17 protein-coding genes are annotated in these 18,578 nt (G+C 31.7%); 13 read left to right on the forward strand and 4 right to left on the reverse strand.

Annotation, left to right across the window (positions count from 1 at the left end; genetic code table 11):
- Positions 1 to 74: 74 nt before the first annotated feature.
- Positions 75 to 1,352, reverse strand: coding sequence for a hypothetical protein (locus ACZ5SO_RS07855; RefSeq protein WP_464627818.1), 1,278 nt, complete (start codon positions 1,350 to 1,352; stop codon positions 75 to 77).
- Between the two features lie 154 nt (positions 1,353 to 1,506).
- Between ACZ5SO_RS07855 and ACZ5SO_RS07860 the strand changes: the two genes are divergently transcribed.
- From ACZ5SO_RS07860 to ACZ5SO_RS07870, 3 genes are read left to right on the forward strand one after another with little or no spacing between them, the layout of a single operon-like run.
- Entirely contained in the window at positions 1,507 to 1,884 is a 378-nt protein-coding gene (locus ACZ5SO_RS07860) for a NusG domain II-containing protein (protein ID WP_464627819.1), read from the forward strand.
- Positions 1,868 to 2,395, forward strand: coding sequence for a Gx transporter family protein (locus ACZ5SO_RS07865; RefSeq protein WP_464627820.1), 528 nt, complete (start codon positions 1,868 to 1,870; stop codon positions 2,393 to 2,395). Before ACZ5SO_RS07860 ends, ACZ5SO_RS07865 begins: the two co-directional genes overlap by 17 nt.
- Positions 2,392 to 3,009, forward strand: a complete 618-nt coding sequence (locus ACZ5SO_RS07870) for a hypothetical protein (protein WP_464627821.1) — start codon at positions 2,392 to 2,394, stop codon at positions 3,007 to 3,009. The genes ACZ5SO_RS07865 and ACZ5SO_RS07870 overlap by 4 nt, the downstream gene beginning before the upstream one ends.
- Here the strand turns inward: ACZ5SO_RS07870 and ACZ5SO_RS07875 are convergent.
- Positions 2,990 to 4,012, reverse strand: a complete 1,023-nt coding sequence (locus tag ACZ5SO_RS07875; protein ID WP_464627822.1) for an FAD:protein FMN transferase — start codon at positions 4,010 to 4,012, stop codon at positions 2,990 to 2,992. The genes ACZ5SO_RS07870 and ACZ5SO_RS07875 overlap by 20 nt on opposite strands.
- Before the next feature lie 191 nt (positions 4,013 to 4,203).
- Here ACZ5SO_RS07875 and ACZ5SO_RS07880 point away from each other — a divergent pair, with 191 nt between their 5' ends.
- The 9 genes from ACZ5SO_RS07880 to ACZ5SO_RS07920 all read left to right on the forward strand — a co-directional run bounded on the left by ACZ5SO_RS07880 (position 4,204) and on the right by ACZ5SO_RS07920 (position 15,518).
- A complete protein-coding gene (locus tag ACZ5SO_RS07880) occupies positions 4,204 to 6,411 on the forward strand; it encodes an FAD-dependent oxidoreductase (protein ID WP_464627823.1) in 2,208 nt (735 codons plus the stop codon).
- A 1-nt stretch (position 6,412) separates the two neighbouring features.
- Positions 6,413 to 7,402 carry a polyprenyl synthetase family protein gene (locus ACZ5SO_RS07885; RefSeq protein WP_464623893.1) on the forward strand — a complete coding sequence of 330 codons (990 nt, stop codon included), beginning with the start codon at positions 6,413 to 6,415 and terminating at the stop codon, positions 7,400 to 7,402.
- Between the two features lie 284 nt (positions 7,403 to 7,686).
- Positions 7,687 to 8,097, forward strand: coding sequence for a hypothetical protein (locus ACZ5SO_RS07890; RefSeq protein ID WP_464623895.1), 411 nt, complete (start codon positions 7,687 to 7,689; stop codon positions 8,095 to 8,097).
- A gap of 304 nt (positions 8,098 to 8,401) precedes the next feature.
- Entirely contained in the window at positions 8,402 to 9,454 is a 1,053-nt protein-coding gene (locus ACZ5SO_RS07895) for a hypothetical protein (RefSeq protein WP_464623897.1), read from the forward strand.
- Positions 9,455 to 9,894: 440 nt separating this feature from the next.
- Positions 9,895 to 11,166: an ABC transporter substrate-binding protein gene (locus ACZ5SO_RS07900; protein ID WP_464623899.1), complete on the forward strand. Its 1,272-nt coding sequence runs from the start codon at positions 9,895 to 9,897 to the stop codon at positions 11,164 to 11,166.
- A gap of 72 nt (positions 11,167 to 11,238) precedes the next feature.
- Positions 11,239 to 12,126 (forward strand): carbohydrate ABC transporter permease, encoded by an 888-nt coding sequence (locus ACZ5SO_RS07905; protein ID WP_464623901.1) that lies wholly within the window; start codon positions 11,239 to 11,241, stop codon positions 12,124 to 12,126.
- The gene (locus ACZ5SO_RS07910; RefSeq protein ID WP_464623903.1) at positions 12,123 to 13,010 is read left to right on the forward strand and encodes a carbohydrate ABC transporter permease; all 888 of its coding nucleotides are present in this window, start codon (positions 12,123 to 12,125) and stop codon (positions 13,008 to 13,010) included. Before ACZ5SO_RS07905 ends, ACZ5SO_RS07910 begins: the two co-directional genes overlap by 4 nt.
- Before the next feature lie 18 nt (positions 13,011 to 13,028).
- A complete protein-coding gene (locus ACZ5SO_RS07915; protein WP_464623905.1) occupies positions 13,029 to 14,384 on the forward strand; it encodes a family 4 glycosyl hydrolase in 1,356 nt (451 codons plus the stop codon).
- Between the two features lie 108 nt (positions 14,385 to 14,492).
- A complete protein-coding gene (locus tag ACZ5SO_RS07920; RefSeq protein ID WP_464623907.1) occupies positions 14,493 to 15,518 on the forward strand; it encodes a LacI family DNA-binding transcriptional regulator in 1,026 nt (341 codons plus the stop codon).
- Positions 15,519 to 15,525: 7 nt separating this feature from the next.
- On the opposite strand, the gene ACZ5SO_RS07925 is transcribed toward ACZ5SO_RS07920, so the two are convergent.
- A complete protein-coding gene (locus tag ACZ5SO_RS07925; protein WP_464623908.1) occupies positions 15,526 to 15,885 on the reverse strand; it encodes a DUF2200 domain-containing protein in 360 nt (119 codons plus the stop codon).
- Positions 15,886 to 16,142: 257 nt separating this feature from the next.
- Here ACZ5SO_RS07925 and ACZ5SO_RS07930 point away from each other — a divergent pair, with 257 nt between their 5' ends.
- Positions 16,143 to 17,072 (forward strand): hypothetical protein, encoded by a 930-nt coding sequence (locus ACZ5SO_RS07930; protein ID WP_464623909.1) that lies wholly within the window; start codon positions 16,143 to 16,145, stop codon positions 17,070 to 17,072.
- A gap of 78 nt (positions 17,073 to 17,150) precedes the next feature.
- Here ACZ5SO_RS07930 and ACZ5SO_RS07935 read toward each other — a convergent pair whose 3' ends face one another.
- Positions 17,151 to 18,467 (reverse strand): ISL3 family transposase, encoded by a 1,317-nt coding sequence (locus ACZ5SO_RS07935; protein ID WP_464623910.1) that lies wholly within the window; start codon positions 18,465 to 18,467, stop codon positions 17,151 to 17,153.
- Between the last annotated feature and the right edge of the window lie 111 nt (positions 18,468 to 18,578).

Genomic DNA, 18,578 nt, shown 5'->3' on the forward strand with positions numbered 1-18,578 from the left:
ATTATAAAACAACTAAAAAGGTCTCTATCTTATTTCAAGATAAAGACCTTTCTTTAAAAGATAATTCTAAGAATTTACTCTACGCTTACAACACCATTGTTTAATGCTTGAGCTGCTAATTCATATAATGAATTTACATGAATAGAAACACCAGCAATATCATCTGTATGTCCAGCATCATCTTTATAAGTTATAGCAGTAACATCTTGAGTTTCAATTAAATGTTGTTCAGCTTTAGCTGCTTGTTCATACCACTCAGCTTGAGCTCCACCTTTTGCAACTAATCCATAGTTACCAGCCATATCATAATCTTTTTTATCATCACCAGCTTCGTTAAATGCAGACCAATATACATCTACAATGTTACCGTTTTTAACGAATAATGACACATAATCTTTCCAACCGTTAACAAAATCATCTTGGATTGCAAAGTATCCACCATCTGTATAAGGTCCAACTTCAACAGGGCCTGCTTTTAAAGCTGAGTCAGCTAATTCAAATAAGGCATTTACATGAACTGATACACCTGCAATGTCATCTGTATGACCTTCATCATCTTTATATGAAATTTGAGTTGGATCTTGTGTTTCAATTAAATATTGTTCTGCCTTAGCTGCTTGGTCTGACCAGTTAGCTTGTGCTCCACCATATTCAACCATATTATACTTTCCAGCAGCATCGTAGGCTTTTTTATCTTGTCCCATTTTGTTAATTGCTGACCAATTTACACCAACAATGTTCCCGTTAATAACAGTTAGTGAAACATAATCTTTCCATCCAGAAGAAGGGAATTGTGAATCAGAGAAGAAATATGCTCCATCTTCATACTTACCTCTTCCAACAGGTCCATTAGCTAATGCTTTTTGAGCTAAATCAAAGAATTCAACAACATGAACAGATACACCTGCAATATCATCTGTGTGACCTTGTTCATCTTTGTAACTGATTACTGATGGGTCTTGAGTGTCTAGTAGATATTGTTCAACCTTTGCAGCTTGTTCATACCATTCAGCTTGTGCTCCACCTTTAGCAACTAGACCATATTTACCAGCTTTATCATAATCTTTTTTTGAAAGGCCAGCACTTACATTTACTCCATTCCAATCTGCTGAAGTAATTTTACCATTCTCAACAACTAAGGTAACAACATATTTCCAACCGTTTGATGCAAAATTTTCTTCTGCGGCAAAATAAATTCCATCTTCATAAGAACTTTCTTCTACAACAACAGCTTTTGTAGCTTGTTCTGCATCGTTAGCAGGGGCTTCACTTTCTTTTTGGCAACTAACCAAGGTAACACTTAGTAAGACAACTAATAGTGTTATATTGAATAGAATACTATTTTTTTTCATTTATTACTCCTGATATATTGATATCGAGTTGCAGTATACAAACTCAGATAATGAAATTCAAGGGAAAAGCCCTCAATTAAATAATAAATTATCTATACTTTTTGCGATTTTAAAACCTTTTGACACAAGTGTGTTAAACTGATAACATGAGCTTATGAAAAAAATAACACTTATCGACTTCATTATTTTTTTATTATTTATTACTATAAGTGTTCTAAGCTTTACCCTTTATAATACTGTTTCAGGGAAGCCTGAAGTCCATGTTACTAGCGATGATAAAGAATGGGTATATGACTTAAGTGTCGATACGATTGCAACATTTGAAGGTCCTGTTGGAGAAACTACTATAGAAATCTCTAATAACAGAGTTCATGTACACTCTTCAGACTGTAAAAATCAAGTATGTGTATTAAGCGGATGGATAGATAAACCTGGTGAATGGCTTGCTTGTCTTCCAAATAATGTCTTTATAGTGATTGAAGGGCAAAAAGATACAAACTTAGAGGAGGAAACTGATGATATCTCATTCTAAGGTAAGAATTGAACTTGTTGCCCTTTTTGCAGCATGTGCTCTTTTTCTTTCAACAATTGAATACATGATTCCAAAACCTATTCCTTTCATGCGTTTAGGACTTGCTAACCTTCCTATAATCCTAGCTCTAGGTATTTTAAAAAATAGAGAATATTTTTTATTACTTTTATTAAAGGTATTAGGCCAAGGTCTAATTAGCGGTACTATCTTCAGTTATATAATACTTTTTTCACTAGCAGGTAGTGTATCAAGTGCTATCTTAATGCTCTTAGTCTATAAATTATTTAAAGATAAGGTTAGTAGAGTTGGTATTAGTTTAAGTGGTGCCCTAGGCAGCTCTATTAGCCAACTTCTTATAAGTTATCTGATTTTATTTAAAGAAGCAACTTATGTATTTGCTCCTCTTTTTCTTTTCTCAAGTTTAATTAGTAGCATTATTTTAGGAATCTTTGCTAATGAATTTATAAATAAAAGTAAATGGTATGCACAGCTTAAGGAAGAAAAAGTATGAAATATTCAACACTAAGACTTATCAGCGGCTTTTTTATAATACTGGGTATTATTTTCTCTGAATCTCTAATTTCTAGATTGCTTATCACAATCTTTATAATAATATTAGCACTACAGAGTGGCAGAAAGTTTCGTCTTCTACCAAATATTATTTTGCTAATCTCAATCTCTTTTGCTCACACTCTGTCGCCCCAAGGCTTAGTGCTTTTTTCAATAGGATCCTACCCAATTACCTCTGGTTCCTTAATTATGGGAGCAAAGAAAGCTTTACTTCTCATTAGTTTTATCTATGCCTCCCACTATATGATGAGCTCTAGACCTCAAATACCAGGAAAATTAGGAGCTTTAATCTCTCTTCAATTTTATTATTTTGACCGCTTAACAACGAGTTGGCATCAAATTGAGAAAAAAACTCCTATAATAGGGGCAATAGATCAATTACTTTTAGGAATTGATTTAGATAAAGAAGGAAAAACAAAACAAACTGAAATTAGATATGCTAATAAAAAAGATATTTTCCTTCACATTATCCATATCTCGATTATAGCGATAATCCTATTTATTTTCAGTGAAACTTCTGAAAATATTTTCCCATTTATTGCTCAACTACCTTAAAAGAATCTTCAGTAACACTGAAAGGAATTGAATTATCTTTAAACCCATCTGAGATATAAATATTATCATTATCATCGATAAACAATGCTTCAACCCCATCTATTGAATTAATAAGAGCCAAACCTTTTTCAAGTCCTAATGAGTAGATGGCGGTACTTAGTGCATCTGAAATGAAAGAATTAGATCCAATTATACTTGCACTTGTTAAATTAGTTACAACAGGATAGCCGGTATTAGTATCTAGAATATGATGATAAATTACCCCATCTACTTCTAAAAATCTCTCATACGGTCCACTTGTAACTAACGCTTGATCTTCAAGGTTTACTATCATAACATACCCGCCTCTTTCTGCCTCAGGGTTTTGAACACCTATTCTCCATTTTGTATCATCAACACGAGTTCCGAGGGTTAAAACATTTCCCCCAAGATTAATAATAGCTTTTTCGACATTATTTGCAACTAGAATTTTAGCAACTTCATCTGCAGCATATCCTTTAGCAATGCCTCCCAAATCAAGCATCATCCCTTCTTTTTCTAAATACACACTCTTATCTTTTTCACTTAAAGTTACCATATCATACCCAATTAAAGGTAAAAGAGAATTTATTTCTTCTTGTGGGGGCACTCTAGCATCATCAGAGCCAATATTCCAAGCAGAAACTAACGGACCAACTGTTGGGTCAAAGGCCCCATTGCTAAGCTTTGCAACTTCGAGAGCTTCTTTTATTACCAAAAAAGTATCTTCAGATACTATAACTGGTTTAATTCCAGCATTCTGATTTATAAGAGAGACTTCACTAGATGAAATTCGAATAGACATCTTTTGTTCTATATCTGCAATTCTCTCAAAAGCTTGTAAAAAAATATCTTCAGTAGGATAATCATATATTGTTATTTTACAAGAAGTTCCAAGAAGAAGTCTTGATTCAGAAGCTACAGTTTTTTCAATTTCTACGTTATTTTTACTACATCCAACTAATAATGTAAGAAAAAATGACATAAGTAAAATGTTTTTGATTGATTTAAATTTATATTTCATGATATTAATGTATAATAATATATCGATTTTAATAATAAGTTCAATCATCTACCCTTGATTTTTTATGTTTTAGATGGCTTACTATAACAAATATATTATAAAACAAATAAAAGAATAATAAATAAATTAATTAATAAGGAGTATTTAATTAAGTGGATAAAAAACGAATAGTAGTATTAGGCGGAGGATACGCTGGTGTTCATGCAGCCAAACGACTCGCAAAAAAATTAAAGAAATTTAAAGACAGAGTAGAAATTACTCTTATTGATAAACACAAACACCATATTCTAATGACTGAACTACATGAAGTTGCAGGAAATAGAGTTGGTGAAGAATCAGTTAAAATTTCCTATGACAGAATATTCGCAGGTAAAAGAGTAAATGTAGTTCGTGATGAAATTCAAACTATTGATTTTAAAAAACAAGTTCTCAAAGGATCTAAGGCGTCTTATCCATATGATCAAATAATTATAGCTTCAGGAGCAGAATCCACAGATTTTAATATTCCTGGAATTAAGGAACATGCTTTTTTCCTCTGGAGTTTAGAAGATAGTATTAAAATTAAACAGCATATACTAAACACTGTTAGAAAAGCAAGTTACATAAGTGATGAAGAAAAAAGAAAAGAACAACTCACCTTTGTTGTAGCCGGGGGTGGTTTTACAGGTGTTGAGCTAACTGGAGAGTTAATTGAATGGTTACCAATTCTCTGTGAAGAATATGGCGTGGATTATGATGAAGTTACACTTATGAATATTGAGGCACTTGATAGTATCTTAAGAATGCTTCCAGATAAACCTAGAAACAAAGCCATTGCCTATATGGAGAAAAAAGGTGTTATTGTAAGAACTAACAGCTTAATTGTTAAAGCTGATGCAAATTCTCTAACTCTAAAAGATGGCACAGTTATTAAAACTAGCACTCTTATATGGACCTGCGGTATTAGAGGAACTACATTCTGCCATGAATTAGATTTAACAGATGGTAGAGTGCAACGAAAGCAAGTTGACCAATTTATGAAATCTCCAGATTACGATAATGTTTATCTAGCAGGAGATGGTGTTTGGTTTTTAGAAGATAATCGCCCTATCCCTCAAATTGTTGAAGCGGCTGAACAAACAGCTGCTACTGCTGCTGATGGTATTATCTATAATATCAAAAAAGAATTTGGTGTTGATGCAAAGCCAGTTGAACCTTTTAAATCTAATTTCCATGGTTATATGGTAAGTATCGGTGGTAGATATGCTGTATCTCATACAGCTGGTATGTCACTATCAGGCTTTCCTGCAATGGCTATCAAACACCTAGTTAATATGTACTATCAAGCTGGAGTGTGTGGTATTAATGGAGCTTGGGGTTATTTTAAACATGAGATATTGAATATTAAAAATAGACGATCTCTTATTGGTGGTTTCGCTTCATATAAAGCACAAGGATATTGGTTAGCATTTTTAAGAATTTACCTAGGTGTGATGTGGCTAATTGAAGGAATTGGGAAAATTAATAGTGGGTGGCTTTCTGATAAAACAGGCTCAAAAGTTTATTGGGGATCCTCCACTGGTAGTGAAGGCGATGCAGTAAGCGCTGCTTCCGATGCCGTAACCCAGACTGCAACTCAAGCAGTAAGCGCTGCTTCCGATGCCGTAACTCAAACTGCAACTCAAGCTGTTAATGCAGTAAGCGCTGCTTCCGATGCTGTAACCCAGACTGCAACTCAAGCTGTAAGCGCTGCATCCGATGCTGTAGCTCAAACTGCGACTCAAGCAGTAAGTGCTGCATCCGATGCGGTAGCTCATACCGCAACTCAAGCTGTTAATGCAGTAAGTGCTGCATCCGATGCTGTAGCTCAAACCGCAACTCAAGTTGTTAATGCAGTAAGTGCAGCCTCTGGTGTAGTAACTGATGCAGCAAACCAAGTTACAACTACTGTTCAACAATTTGCCCCACCACTATTAAGTGAACCATTAGCACTATTTACTTGGATGAATGATAACCTTGTAGCACTAGCTCCTTATCTATTCCAGGTCTTAATTACTTTATCTGAAGTTGGAATTGGTCTTGCCTTAATTGGAGGTCTCTTCACCGCTCCAGCAGCAGTTGTTTCTCTAGGACTTTCTACAATGTTCTTAATCGGAGCTCTTGCAGGTAAAGAAATTTTATGGTATATGGCTGTTTCTATTGTAATGATAGGCGGAGCAGGCAGAGCCTTTGGTCTAGACTATTGGGTAATGCCTTGGATTAAAAAAGTTTGGAACAAAATTCCATTTGCAAAGAAACTTTACATATTTATGGATGAACCAGCATTTACTAAAAAACAAATGGAAAGAAGACTAGCTAAGAATAAGGATATTACGACCTAATATGAGTGATTTTTGGAAAGATGAACCATCTATTGAAGCAAAACTTCAACAGGTGCGTTCACTAATATTAACATCTATTGAACATTCAAATCCTTTTATTAGAGAATTATTGCTTGAGAGAGTAACAAAGGGAGGGAAAATGATTCGTCCCGCCCTTGTTATAATTGGTTCTAAAGTTGGCAATAGCGAAAGCGAAGAGGAAACTTTAAGGGTGGCTAGTGTATTAGAAATGATTCACATGGCATCTTTAATCCATGATGATATTATTGATGGAGCAAAAACTCGAAGAGGAATTGCTACTATAAATTCAAAAGTAGGTCCTAAACAAGCAGTTCTTGCTGGTGATTATCTATTAGCTCGAGCTATGACTCTAATTAATGGGAAAAAGGGAGATTTAGAAACAAACGCGGTAACAAATGCTTTCACTCGTCTATTAGAGAGCGAATTAGCCCAAGATGCCGATGTTGGTAATTTTCTAATATCTTCCTCAACTTATCTTCGCCGAATTGGAGGAAAAACAGCTTCATTATTTGCTCTTAGTGCCTATTCAGGAGCTGCTGTAAGCTCTGGGGATAAATACCAACAACAATTATTACACCGAATAGGATATTGCCTTGGAATGGCCTTTCAAATTAAAGATGACATACTAGATTATACTGGTAATGAACTCAAATTAGGAAAAGCTGTAGGGCAAGATGTTCATGTTGGAATACCTACCTACCCCCTCATAGCAGCATTAAAAACTGAGTCCAACAGTAATCTTGAAAAAACTCCTTTATTTGAATTAGTAAAAAATAAAAAAGCTTTATCAAGAAAGGAAAGTAAAAAGGTTGTTGATTTAACTATATCTTTAGGTGGTGTAGAAAAAGCTGAAAAATTAGCGCAAAGGTATATAAATCGAGCATTTGTCGATATTGAAAAATTAACTAATAAAGAAGTTAAATTACTTCTAAAATCATTATTCACAAAATTATCTTTAAGAAATATTTAATAAAAATATCTTCATTTGTAAAATTAAGCTTTCTAGTTTATTAATTAAGATTAACTAGTAAGCTTTTTTTATTCTTAAATAAATAATTATTTATCCTATTAAGAATTATTTTTTTTCAAAATACTACTTGCAAAAGTATTAAAAACAGTTTAAACAATTATAAATCTTTCTTGAGATATCTGATTTAAAATTAATTTGAGTATTTAATTAAATAATTTACTATTACAAATAATGAGTCGATATATAAAGCAGGAAAGTGAAATATATATATAAAAGGGTTACAAATGAACAAAGAAGATTTTACAAGTGCTGAAGAAGCCTTACGTAAAGAAATTGAGGATTACAATCAAGAAAAAGAAAAAATTAGAACAATGCTAGGCAAAGTAGGTGGAAAAAATTTCTCCAAAGTTGATGCCATAATAAATGGAATATTTCTCGCTATTATTCTTATTTTATTTATTCTTGAAATGACAACTCACTTTTTACCACCATATATATCTCTTGAAATAAGTGTTTTATTAGTATCTATAAAAATTGTATTTATGATGCATCACCAATATAAAACAAGCCATTTCCAATTTTGGATTTTAAATACTATTGAATTTAAAATTAATGCTATTCATTCTGATTTAAGAGATCTTGAAAAAAAGATAAATGAACTAGAAATGGAAAATATTGATAAAATAGCTAAATAATGGACTTATACTCAATCATCTTTCTCTGATATTATATTTTTATGTAACATTCATAAAAGAATAATGTTTCAGTTTAGGTAAAGCAAAATTTTATATAAGTTAATTATTATAATGTAAAACATAATTAACTTTACTACCTTTTTTATAAATACCAAAATTAACTTTGCTTATTATAATCACATTTTGAGAAAAACAGACAAATATTTTAGAATGAGTTACATCAAATTTATAAATAGTTTTTAAAAAAATTATTTTTTGTAACAACTTTTCGAGTATTTTAGCAAATAAAATAAAGGAAAATTTTATGAAAAGATATGTTTTAATTATGTTTATATTATTATTAATAATAAGCCCCTTGAGTGCAAGTGACGATACTATTTTATATATTGAGGGGTTAGAATCTTTAATTGATGAGAATAATGACCAGGCTAAATCTGCCTTTGATCAATTAATAATTGAATATCCAGATTCTGCTTATAAAATAAAAGCTAGTAATTTCCTCTATAATATTAATAATAAGGTTGATAATTCAGGCATGGTTCCTTTTTATTTAGGGAATCTTTCAACTTTAACTTATTCTTCATTGAGAGTCCTAGACCTTTTCGATATTGAATTTGATTCTCTATCTATTGGACTTACAGGTCTCACTGGTGTTGGTTTAGGTCTTACGACTTCTTATCTTCTATCTAAAGATAATCCTATATCCTTCGATTTTTATTCAAATATTATCACCAATCAAGTCATAGCAATGGGTAATTTTTATTACTTACAGGGCATTTCATTAGAAAATGAACTCTTTGAAGACGAGGTTATTGAAGAAAAAGCCTTTCTTACAGCACAATTAGCCACTCTAAATGGTTCATTGTTTCTTTCATATTATGCTCTTAAAGATAAAGAAATAAAAAAAGGGAAAGCTTTTTTTGGCTTGCAAGCTTATAGTTGGACTAATTACTACTATTGGCTTAGTACCTTCTTATTCGATAATTTAGATACTACGAATACCCTATTAATAGGAATGGGATTAACAGATTTATCTTACTACGGCTCTCTTAAACTATGGGATAAAATCGAATGGTCCTCAGCTAGAAGTGGTTTAGTCTCTATTGGAGGAATCGGAGGGGCTTTGATTGGAGTATTTACTAATTTAATTCTTGATGATTTTGTATCAATTAATCAAAAAACATATACTTCAATTATTATGGGAACAACCTTAACAGGTCAAATACTTGCTTCATATTTTACAAGAAATATAGATAAAAAAAGCCCATCAAAAGTTGCAATTAATAATGTTTTAACTCCATATCCCATTATTAAATCAAACAATGAAATTGGGATTGGATTTATAAGTTTTATTTAAAATAGTTATTTTATTATTAAATTATTAAAAATTTTTATCTTTGTACCCTGCAAAATGCGGGGTATATTTTTTTTCTAATTTAGATATTATTTTTAATATAGTTTTTATTAATAAATCATTTTTCTTGACAAAGCTCCATAGAAAAACATTAATTTTCTCTTAGCTAATTTGCTTTATTGCTTAATTTTACATTAAATCATAAATTCAACATTTTAATAACACAATTAGTATATTATTCACTAGTCAATGGTTTTATATTGAACAATTTTCATTTTTTATTTCCTTGAATTCTTATTAATTATTAAAATAAGATAACAAAAACTATTTTTTTTTAATTGACAGAGTGAAAAATGGTGTTATACTAAATGTAGTGTTGCGTAACACCTAACTAATTTAGTCTTACTTAATGCAACATAAGTTCTAACAAAAAGAGGTTAAAAATGAAAAAAACATTTTCAAAAGTTTTAGCATTTACTTTAGGTTTATCATTTATCACAGCTAGTGTTTTTGCTTCAGGTACATCTGAACAATCTGGAGAAATTACAGTAAACATGTTCCAACAAAAAGTTGAAATCAAAGATGCACTTGATGCTTATGCAGCTCAATATAGTGCAGCAACTGATGGTGTAACTGTAAAAGTTGAATCACTTGGTAGTGGTGGTGACTATGCCGGTTCTTTAAAGGCAAAATTACAATCTGATCAAATGCCTGATATCTTTGTTATTGAAGGTCAAGGTGGGTATGATCTTTGGAAAGATTACATTGAAGACTTAAGTGATCAACCATGGGTAAGTGATACTGATTTAGCATTTAAAGATGATGGTAAAGTTTATGGATTCCCTGTAGCAATCGAAGGTTATGGTTTAGCATACAATGCTGAAATCCTAGATAAGGCAGGTATTGATCCTTCAACACTTACTACAAGAGCAGCTTATGAAGAAGCATTTAAAATTTTAGATGCAAAAAAAGATGAACTTGGAATTGATGCACCGGTTGCTATGGCAGCATCTGTAGCTGGTGGAATGTGGTGGGTTGCAGCTCAACATAACTTAGCAGTTTATTGGGGTGGTGGCCTTGATTTCAATGATACATCTATCATCGAAAAAGCACTTAATGGCGAATTAGATCAAGAACGTTTCTTACAATACGCAAAATACCTCCAATTATTATATAAATATTCTGATCGTCAAATCTTAATCAATGGTAGTTACGATGACCAAGTTGGTTCTTTCGCTCAAGGTAAAACAGCTTTCTTACATCAAGGAAACTGGGTAGATCCAAACTTAGCACAATTAGGTGTAGATTTTGAAATTGGTTATGCACCACATGCATTCTTAGACACAGAAGAAACTGGATTATTCCTTTTCGCTCCAAGTTGGTACGTTGTTAATTCACAAAGTCCTAACAAAGAAGCTGCTAAAGCATTCTTAACATCAATTGCTACTACTGAAGAAGGTCACAAATACATGGTAAATGACGCTGGAATGATTCCTGCTTTCAAATCTGTAACTCTTCAACCTTCTGGACAACTTAGCCAAGCTTTGATGGAAGCTAATGCTAAGGGTGGTAACTATGGCGTATTCTTTGGAATGTTACCTGATGGTGCTGGTCAAAACATCTTTGGACCTATCTTCGATTTATTTGCACAAAACCCAGATAATATTGATCAATTTATCCAAGATATGAATACAGCTGTTGCAAGTTTTAAATAAGCACAAAATTTTGTAGCTCTTGCAGTCAATGCTGCAAGAGCTATTTAGTATATAATACAGGAGTAGAAGATAATGAAGCAAAATCGTTTAATCAATGTGCTTTTTTTAGTACCGACCCTATTTGCCTTCTTCATGATTATAGTAATCCCATTTTTCTTTGGGCTTTATTATTCAATGACAGACTGGAACGGCGTAAGCAGGAATATTAACTTTGTAGGATTTGCTAATTTCAAATACCTATTTAATAGCCCTGACTTTCTATATTCTTTTCTAATTACAATTCTTTTTACATTTTTAAATGTAATTTTTGTAAATGTTGTAAGTTTCGTTTTATCACTTATTGTAACTAGCAAAATTCCAAGAAGAAATTTTTATAGAGCTGGCTTTTTCGTTCCTTATCTAATTGGTGGTATCGTTCTAGGATATATTTGGCAATTTATTTTCAACAATATTTTAGTTGGAATTGGCGATACTTTTTCGATTCAATTTCTTCAAGACTCTTTTTTAAGTAAACCAAACTCGGTTATTTGGACAATGGCTGTTGTAAATACTTGGCAATATGCTGGATATATTATGTTAATATATGTAGCAGCTATTCAAAGTATTCCAACTTCTCTCATGGAAGCTGCCAACGTTGATGGTGCTAAATATTCTACTAGAGTATTTAAAATTCTAATCCCAATGATGGCTAATGCTTTTACAATTTCTCTTTTCTTAACATTAACTACATCCTTCAAACAATTCGATATGAACTTAACATTAACGAATGGAGGACCTGCTACAAGATTCCTTGGATCACCTGTTAAAGCTAGTGAATTATTAGCTATGAATATTTTCAACACTGCATCTGCAAACCGTATGGCTGAGGCACAAGCAAAAGCTGTAGTACTCTTTGTCGTACTTCTCATTGTATCCTTGATACAAGTTACAATCAATAAAAGAAAAGAGGTGGAAATGTGAGCGATCCTATATCAGATAAGAAAAAATACACTTTACATAAATACGGCCTTGTAATTTTAGAAATCTTTACAATTATCTTGTTCATATTATTTATGATTCCATTTGCAATGGTTGTTATTAATTCAGCAAAAACTTCTAAGGAAATTATATATAATGCAATAGCAAAACCAGAATCATGGGGACAATTATTTACTAATGTTTCATTAATATTTAACAACCCAACTGTTGATTATATAGGGGCTTTTGGCGATAGCACTATTATCACCTTTTTCTCTCTATTAGTTATAGCTATATTTTCATCAATGGCAGCTTGGGTATTAGTAAGAAACAAAACTATATGGTCTACAATTATCTTCATGGCCTTTGTTTCCGCTATGGTAATACCTTTTCAGGTTCTTATGTATCCTCTCGTTCAATGGATAAGAATTGTAGGTAATTTTTTAAACATTAAGCTATTAGGAACAGTCCCAGGTGTTGTATTTGCTTACCTTGGATTTGGCGCACCTTTATCAATATTCATTTTCCATGGATTTATTAAAAATATTCCTTACGAACTTGAAGAAGCTGCTACAATTGATGGCTGTTCTAGAGGTAGGACTTTCTTTGTAATAATATTCCCATTACTCCAACCCATTATTGTTACAGTATTAATTCTAAATGGTATTTGGATTTGGAATGACTACCTACTACCATTACTCATATTAGGTTCAAATGGAAAAGTTCAAACTATTCCAATTGCTGTAACAGCATTTGCTGGAGCATATTTGAAACAATGGGATTTAATTCTAACATCTACCCTTATCGCAATGCTTCCAATTATCGTTCTCTATCTATTTGCGCAACGATATATTATTAAAGGAATGGTAGAGGGCTCAATAAAATAAATATTAGGAGACAATTATATGAAAATTGTTCTAGTAGGGGCTGGCTCAGCCCAGTTCGGTTACGGTATGCTCGGAGATATTTTTAATAGCTCCGTTTTAAAAGGATGTGATATTACGCTTCTAGATATTAACAAAGAAGCACTAGATAGCGTATTAAAAAGTGCTCAGACCTTTATTAAAGATCACTCATTAAGTAATAAAGTTACTGCCACAACAGACAGAAAAGCTGCTTTTAAAAATGCTGATTATATCATTTCATCTATAGAAGTCGGAGATAGATTCCAATTATGGGATGAAGACTGGAAAGTTCCACTACAATATGGAATTAACCAAGTATATGGAGAAAATGGTGGACCTGGTGGAGTTTTTCATGCTTTAAGAATTATTCCTGTAGTCCTTGAAATCATGAAAGATGTTATGGAAATTTGCCCTAACGCTTATGTTTTCAACTATTCTAACCCTATGACTGCAATATGTACTACTGTCCATAGAGTGTACCCTAAAGCCAAATTCATTGGTATGTGCCATGAAATTGGTTGGCTAAATAAATGGCTACCACCTATGCTAAATAAAGATATTGATGAAATGCACTTTAGAGCTGCAGGATTAAATCATTTTAGCTGTATGATAGAGTTACATGACAAGAAAACCGGTAAAGACTTATATCCAGAAGTTTTAGAAAAAGCTAATGATTTCTTCGAAAAAGAACCTGGTTACAGTGATGTATTTGATGAATATCTTGCTTCTGGCAAACTTCAAACTGAAGAACAATTCTCAAAAGGAAAAAGTAATAAAAAAAGCAATTATAGATGGGCTGACCGCCATATAGCTAGATTAATGCTAAAAGATTATAATCTTCTTCCAATCACTGTAGACAGTCATTTTGGTGAATATTTAGGTTGGGCATGGGATATAGTAGATCATAGAGGTATTTTGGATTTTTATGATTATTATAAAGCTGTACTTTCTAAAAAGACTATATCTGAAATAAAAACTAAAACTTCAGAAAGAGTTATACCAATTATTGAAGGAATTGAAACTAATTCAGGATATGAAGAAGCTGCTGTTAATATTCCAAATAATGGTTTAATTGAAGATTTACCATCATGGATTGCAGTTGAAGTCCCAGCTATTATAAATAAGGATGGAGTCAACGGTATAAAAGTTCCTAACATCCCAAAAGGATACTTAGCACTACTGAGATCTTATGCAGGAGTTTATGACTTAACAGCTGAAGCTATAATAAAAAAAGAAAAAAAATATGTTATTCAAGCACTTTTAGCTAACCCAGTTGTAAATAAAGCATCTTCACTCGATGAATTAGTAGATAGAATGATTTCAACTCAAAAGAAATGGCTAGGATACTTAAAGTAAACAACTTAAATGAAGAAGAAAATGAAAATTTTCTTCTTCACCCCTATTTTTTTAAATAAATATTTATACAACATATACAACTAATAAAAATTATTATAAGGTGAGGCCATGCCAACAATCAAAGATATTGCAAAAAAAGCAGGTGTGAGTCCAACAACAGTTACAAATGTCCTTCATGGAAATTATTCTAAGGTCTCTGCTGCAACTCGTAAAAAAGTAGAAACATATATTAAGAAATATAATTATACCCCAAATATGGCGGCTATGATACTTGGTCAAAATGATTCTCGTATAATTGGCGTTATCATGTTTATGGAACCTAGATGGAATGAAACTGTTCTTGAAGATCCTTTTTCTTCTGCAATTTTAGGTGCCTTAGAAGAAGAGATTAGAGCAATGGGTTATTTCTTTATGTTACATACTACAGCTGACGAAGAAGAAGTAGTTCGTCTAGCAAAAACATGGAAGCTTGCAGGATTGATACTCGTATGGGTTCCAAGTGGAATAGGACCTATTATTTTAGATAGTGTTGAAAGCCCAGTTGTATTTATAGATTCACACTTTGAAGACAATCAAAATAGATATTATAGTGTCGGACTTCAAGACGAAGAAGGTGGATACTTAATATCAAAATATCTTATATCAATGGGCCATAAACGAGTTATATTTATGGCAAACGATGTACTTTTCTCTGGAACTGATTTACATCGTTTTAAAGGTTGCCAAAAGGCCTTTCAAGAAGCAAATTTAGATTTGAATCTATCTGATAAAATATTACTTGCAAAAGAAAGAAGTGAACGATATAAAATATATTCAAAACTAATTACAAAAGAAATGCCATATACAGCCCTTGTTTTCTCATCTGATTATTACGCTGCTGAAGCAGTAAGCTATTTACAAGATTGTGGTGTAAAAATACCAGAAGAGATTTCTGTAACAGGTTTTGATGATAATATCTTCTCTCGTATAATTCATCCACATCTTACAACAATACATCAAAATTCTGGCGATAAAGGAAGAGTAGCTGTATCAATGTTGATGAAACTTATTAAGAAACAAGCAATTGAACATCCAAATGTTAAATTAGATGTAAACCTTGTAATTAGAAATTCTGTAAGAGAAATAAAAGAGTAATTATTGTTTATGCTTTTATTCTATTAAGAATTTTATCTAGTGTTTTTCCTTTATACAGTTCATCGATTAATTTATCTAAATATCGAATTTCTCTCATAAGCGGTTCTTCAATATTTTCAATTCTAACACCACATATCATGCCTTTAATTAATATTCTATCTGGATTTAATTTAGGGGCGTTTTTAAAAAAAGTTTCAAAATCTACTTCATTTTGTAAAATGCTTTCTAAATCATCTTTAGTATATCCTGTTAGCCAAAATATAATTTCATCAACATCTGCTTGACCTTTACCTTTTTTCTCAACTTTTTTTATGTATAAAGAATATATTTTTGCAAAGCTCATTGAATAAATTTTGTGATTAGCCATCAATTTTCTCCTTATTTTTTACTATATTATCTATCGAATGTACTATTTTATGATTTTAAAAATATAATTTTTTTTAAATCATTTTAGCACACACAAAACAAAAACTTATAAATAACAATTAGCCTAATTATTTATCTTAGTTTAAATTATTTAAACAAAATATTTTACTCCAAGTCAATTATCTACTTCATTCTCTCACATTACCATCACATAACTAATGTATCATTAAATATAATATTTTAACTAGGAGATAACTTATGAAATCATGTAAGATTATAATCTTTACTCTTATTATACTATTTTTCCCTATAACCTTTACATTTGCTAGCGGACAAACAGAAGAGGAAAGTCAAGAAATAACAATTCATACCACAAATATTGAAGACTTACTTGCAGAAATATTAGCAGATTATGATCCTGAGAATCTTAGTGAAGAAGATATAATATCGATAAATGAATTATTTAGAAATTTGGGATTAATAGGAGGCGATGAGCTTGATGAAGCATTATTGTCTTTAGGCTTCAATCCAGATGAGTTAAAAATTCAACTACCCCCTCCCCCTACAGAAAATAACATTGAGGAACTAAGGAGGCCACAAGACAAAAAGCCTAATGAAGAAAACCTAAATCCTACGAAAATATTTGAATCTCTAACCACCGAATACGGACCATCCAATTTTACGCTCACAAGTTCAGCAATTGAAAATGGAAAATTAAATGAAGAAAATATTGAGAAAGATGAAATACATATTCCCTTAAGTTGGGAAAACATCCCAGAGGGGACTAAATCACTAGCTATCATTATGTATGATTTTCCAAATCCAGAAGATCAAACAATTATTAACGCAATTTTACTTCTTTGGGGGATAGATCCTTCAATTAATAAAATCTCTTGGGATAAAATACCTGGCGAAAATTGGTACATGGCAAATAACAGAAATAAAAATATTAATCCTCAACCTCTCCCTTTTAACCCAAATATTGAATCGAAAGAATTCCATGTAGCAATTTTTGCTTTATCTAATTACCCTATAGAACTTCCAATGGAAAATTCAACAGATGTAAATTTTATTAATTTTATGGATGCTATAGAAAATAGTGAAATTTTAGGAAAAGCAGAGCTCACTTATTGTCTGCCAACTATTAAAGCACCAATCGATATAAATAGAGATAACGTAGAAAATTAAAATTAAATTTGGGTCTTCTAACCTATATGTGGGTTAGATCCTATTAATTTTCTTGTTAAGTCCCTTTGTTAACTGATTTTATCTGTTAGCTAAAGGGATTTTTATGTTGCTACAAACCAAAAGTACATAATTGAGTAAATTATTTATGTTTCTAAACCCGTAAGCTCTTCTAATACAGAGTTTTATTTTGTTATTTAAAGCCTCAGTTTTTGCATTACTAATTTTGTATGTTCTAGTTGCTATTATAGCTTCATAATTACGCTTTATCTTTCTTCCCAAAGCTACAAAACTTTGTATTCTACATCTTCTAGCCCAAGATAACCATGAATCTAAATGTTCTTTTACTTCATCCATATCATCAAGCTTGAATATAAATCTAAGCTCTTCTTTTAGCCTATATGCTCTATATAATTGATTATCATTAAGCTTTATCATTTCCAATTTTTCTCTCTGATTTTTTGTTAAGTTTTCAGGGTTCTTGCGTAAGGCAAATTTAGAATTTTTTATAATCTTTGATTCATCTATTGGTTTTTCATCACCTTTTTTAGGCCTACCTCTACCTCGTTTCTTCATTTCCCCTTCTTTCTGTTCAAGTATTACTTTTGCTCTTTGGGAGGCAGCTTTTCTTACATCATCTAAAGCAACTTGTGCCCATCCAATTGCATGAAAAGGATCAATACAACGCTCTGCATTAGGAATATATTTATCTAGACAAGCCTTTATCCATCTAGCTCCATCACCACTAACAGTCTTAATAGAGGCTCTCTGTTCTGGACTTAAATATTCAAAGAATTTAGATAAAGTTTTTTGATTATGTCCTTCCTCTGCCCATATAACTGTACTATCATCGTTATTTACAACTGTTGTAATATAATTATGTCCTTTTTTATAGCTAGTTTCATCAATTCCAATATTTACTAAATTGTTAAACCTATCTTCATAATTAGGGGCAATATCCCATAATACTCTGTCAATAATTCCACCTACTGTATTCCAAGAAACTCCCATAAACTCTGATAATGTTTTCTTGCTTAAATTAAAAGCTAACCAGGCTACTTGATTTTCAAAATCTTTAGTAAATCTAGAGTTATGCCTAGCCCAAGGAACTGCTGCAGTTATTACACCATGATCTGGACAGGTTACTCTATTAGTACTTGCTAAAACATATACAGCAATAGTTCCAACATCTAAAGATCTCCATTTTCGTAAAGTATTATTTTTGTCGTATCCTGGTAATTTTTTTCCACAGATTGGGCATCTGTTCTGCTCTCTTTTATATGATTCCACATGAATATAAAGCTCTTTAATATTTTTAGAATTATTAATTAAATTCCAATTTAAAACTTTTACATTATTGACACCAATTAATTGTTTTAATAAGCTCTTGATAGTCACTGGTTATACCTCTTTTGTTGGTTTGTGGTAAAACTACAATAGACGATAACTGGTGACTTTTTCAATTATATTTCTGAAATTTAAATTTATTTATTTCCAACTCCAATTTAC

Source organism: Pleomorphochaeta naphthae (genome assembly GCF_055396005.1).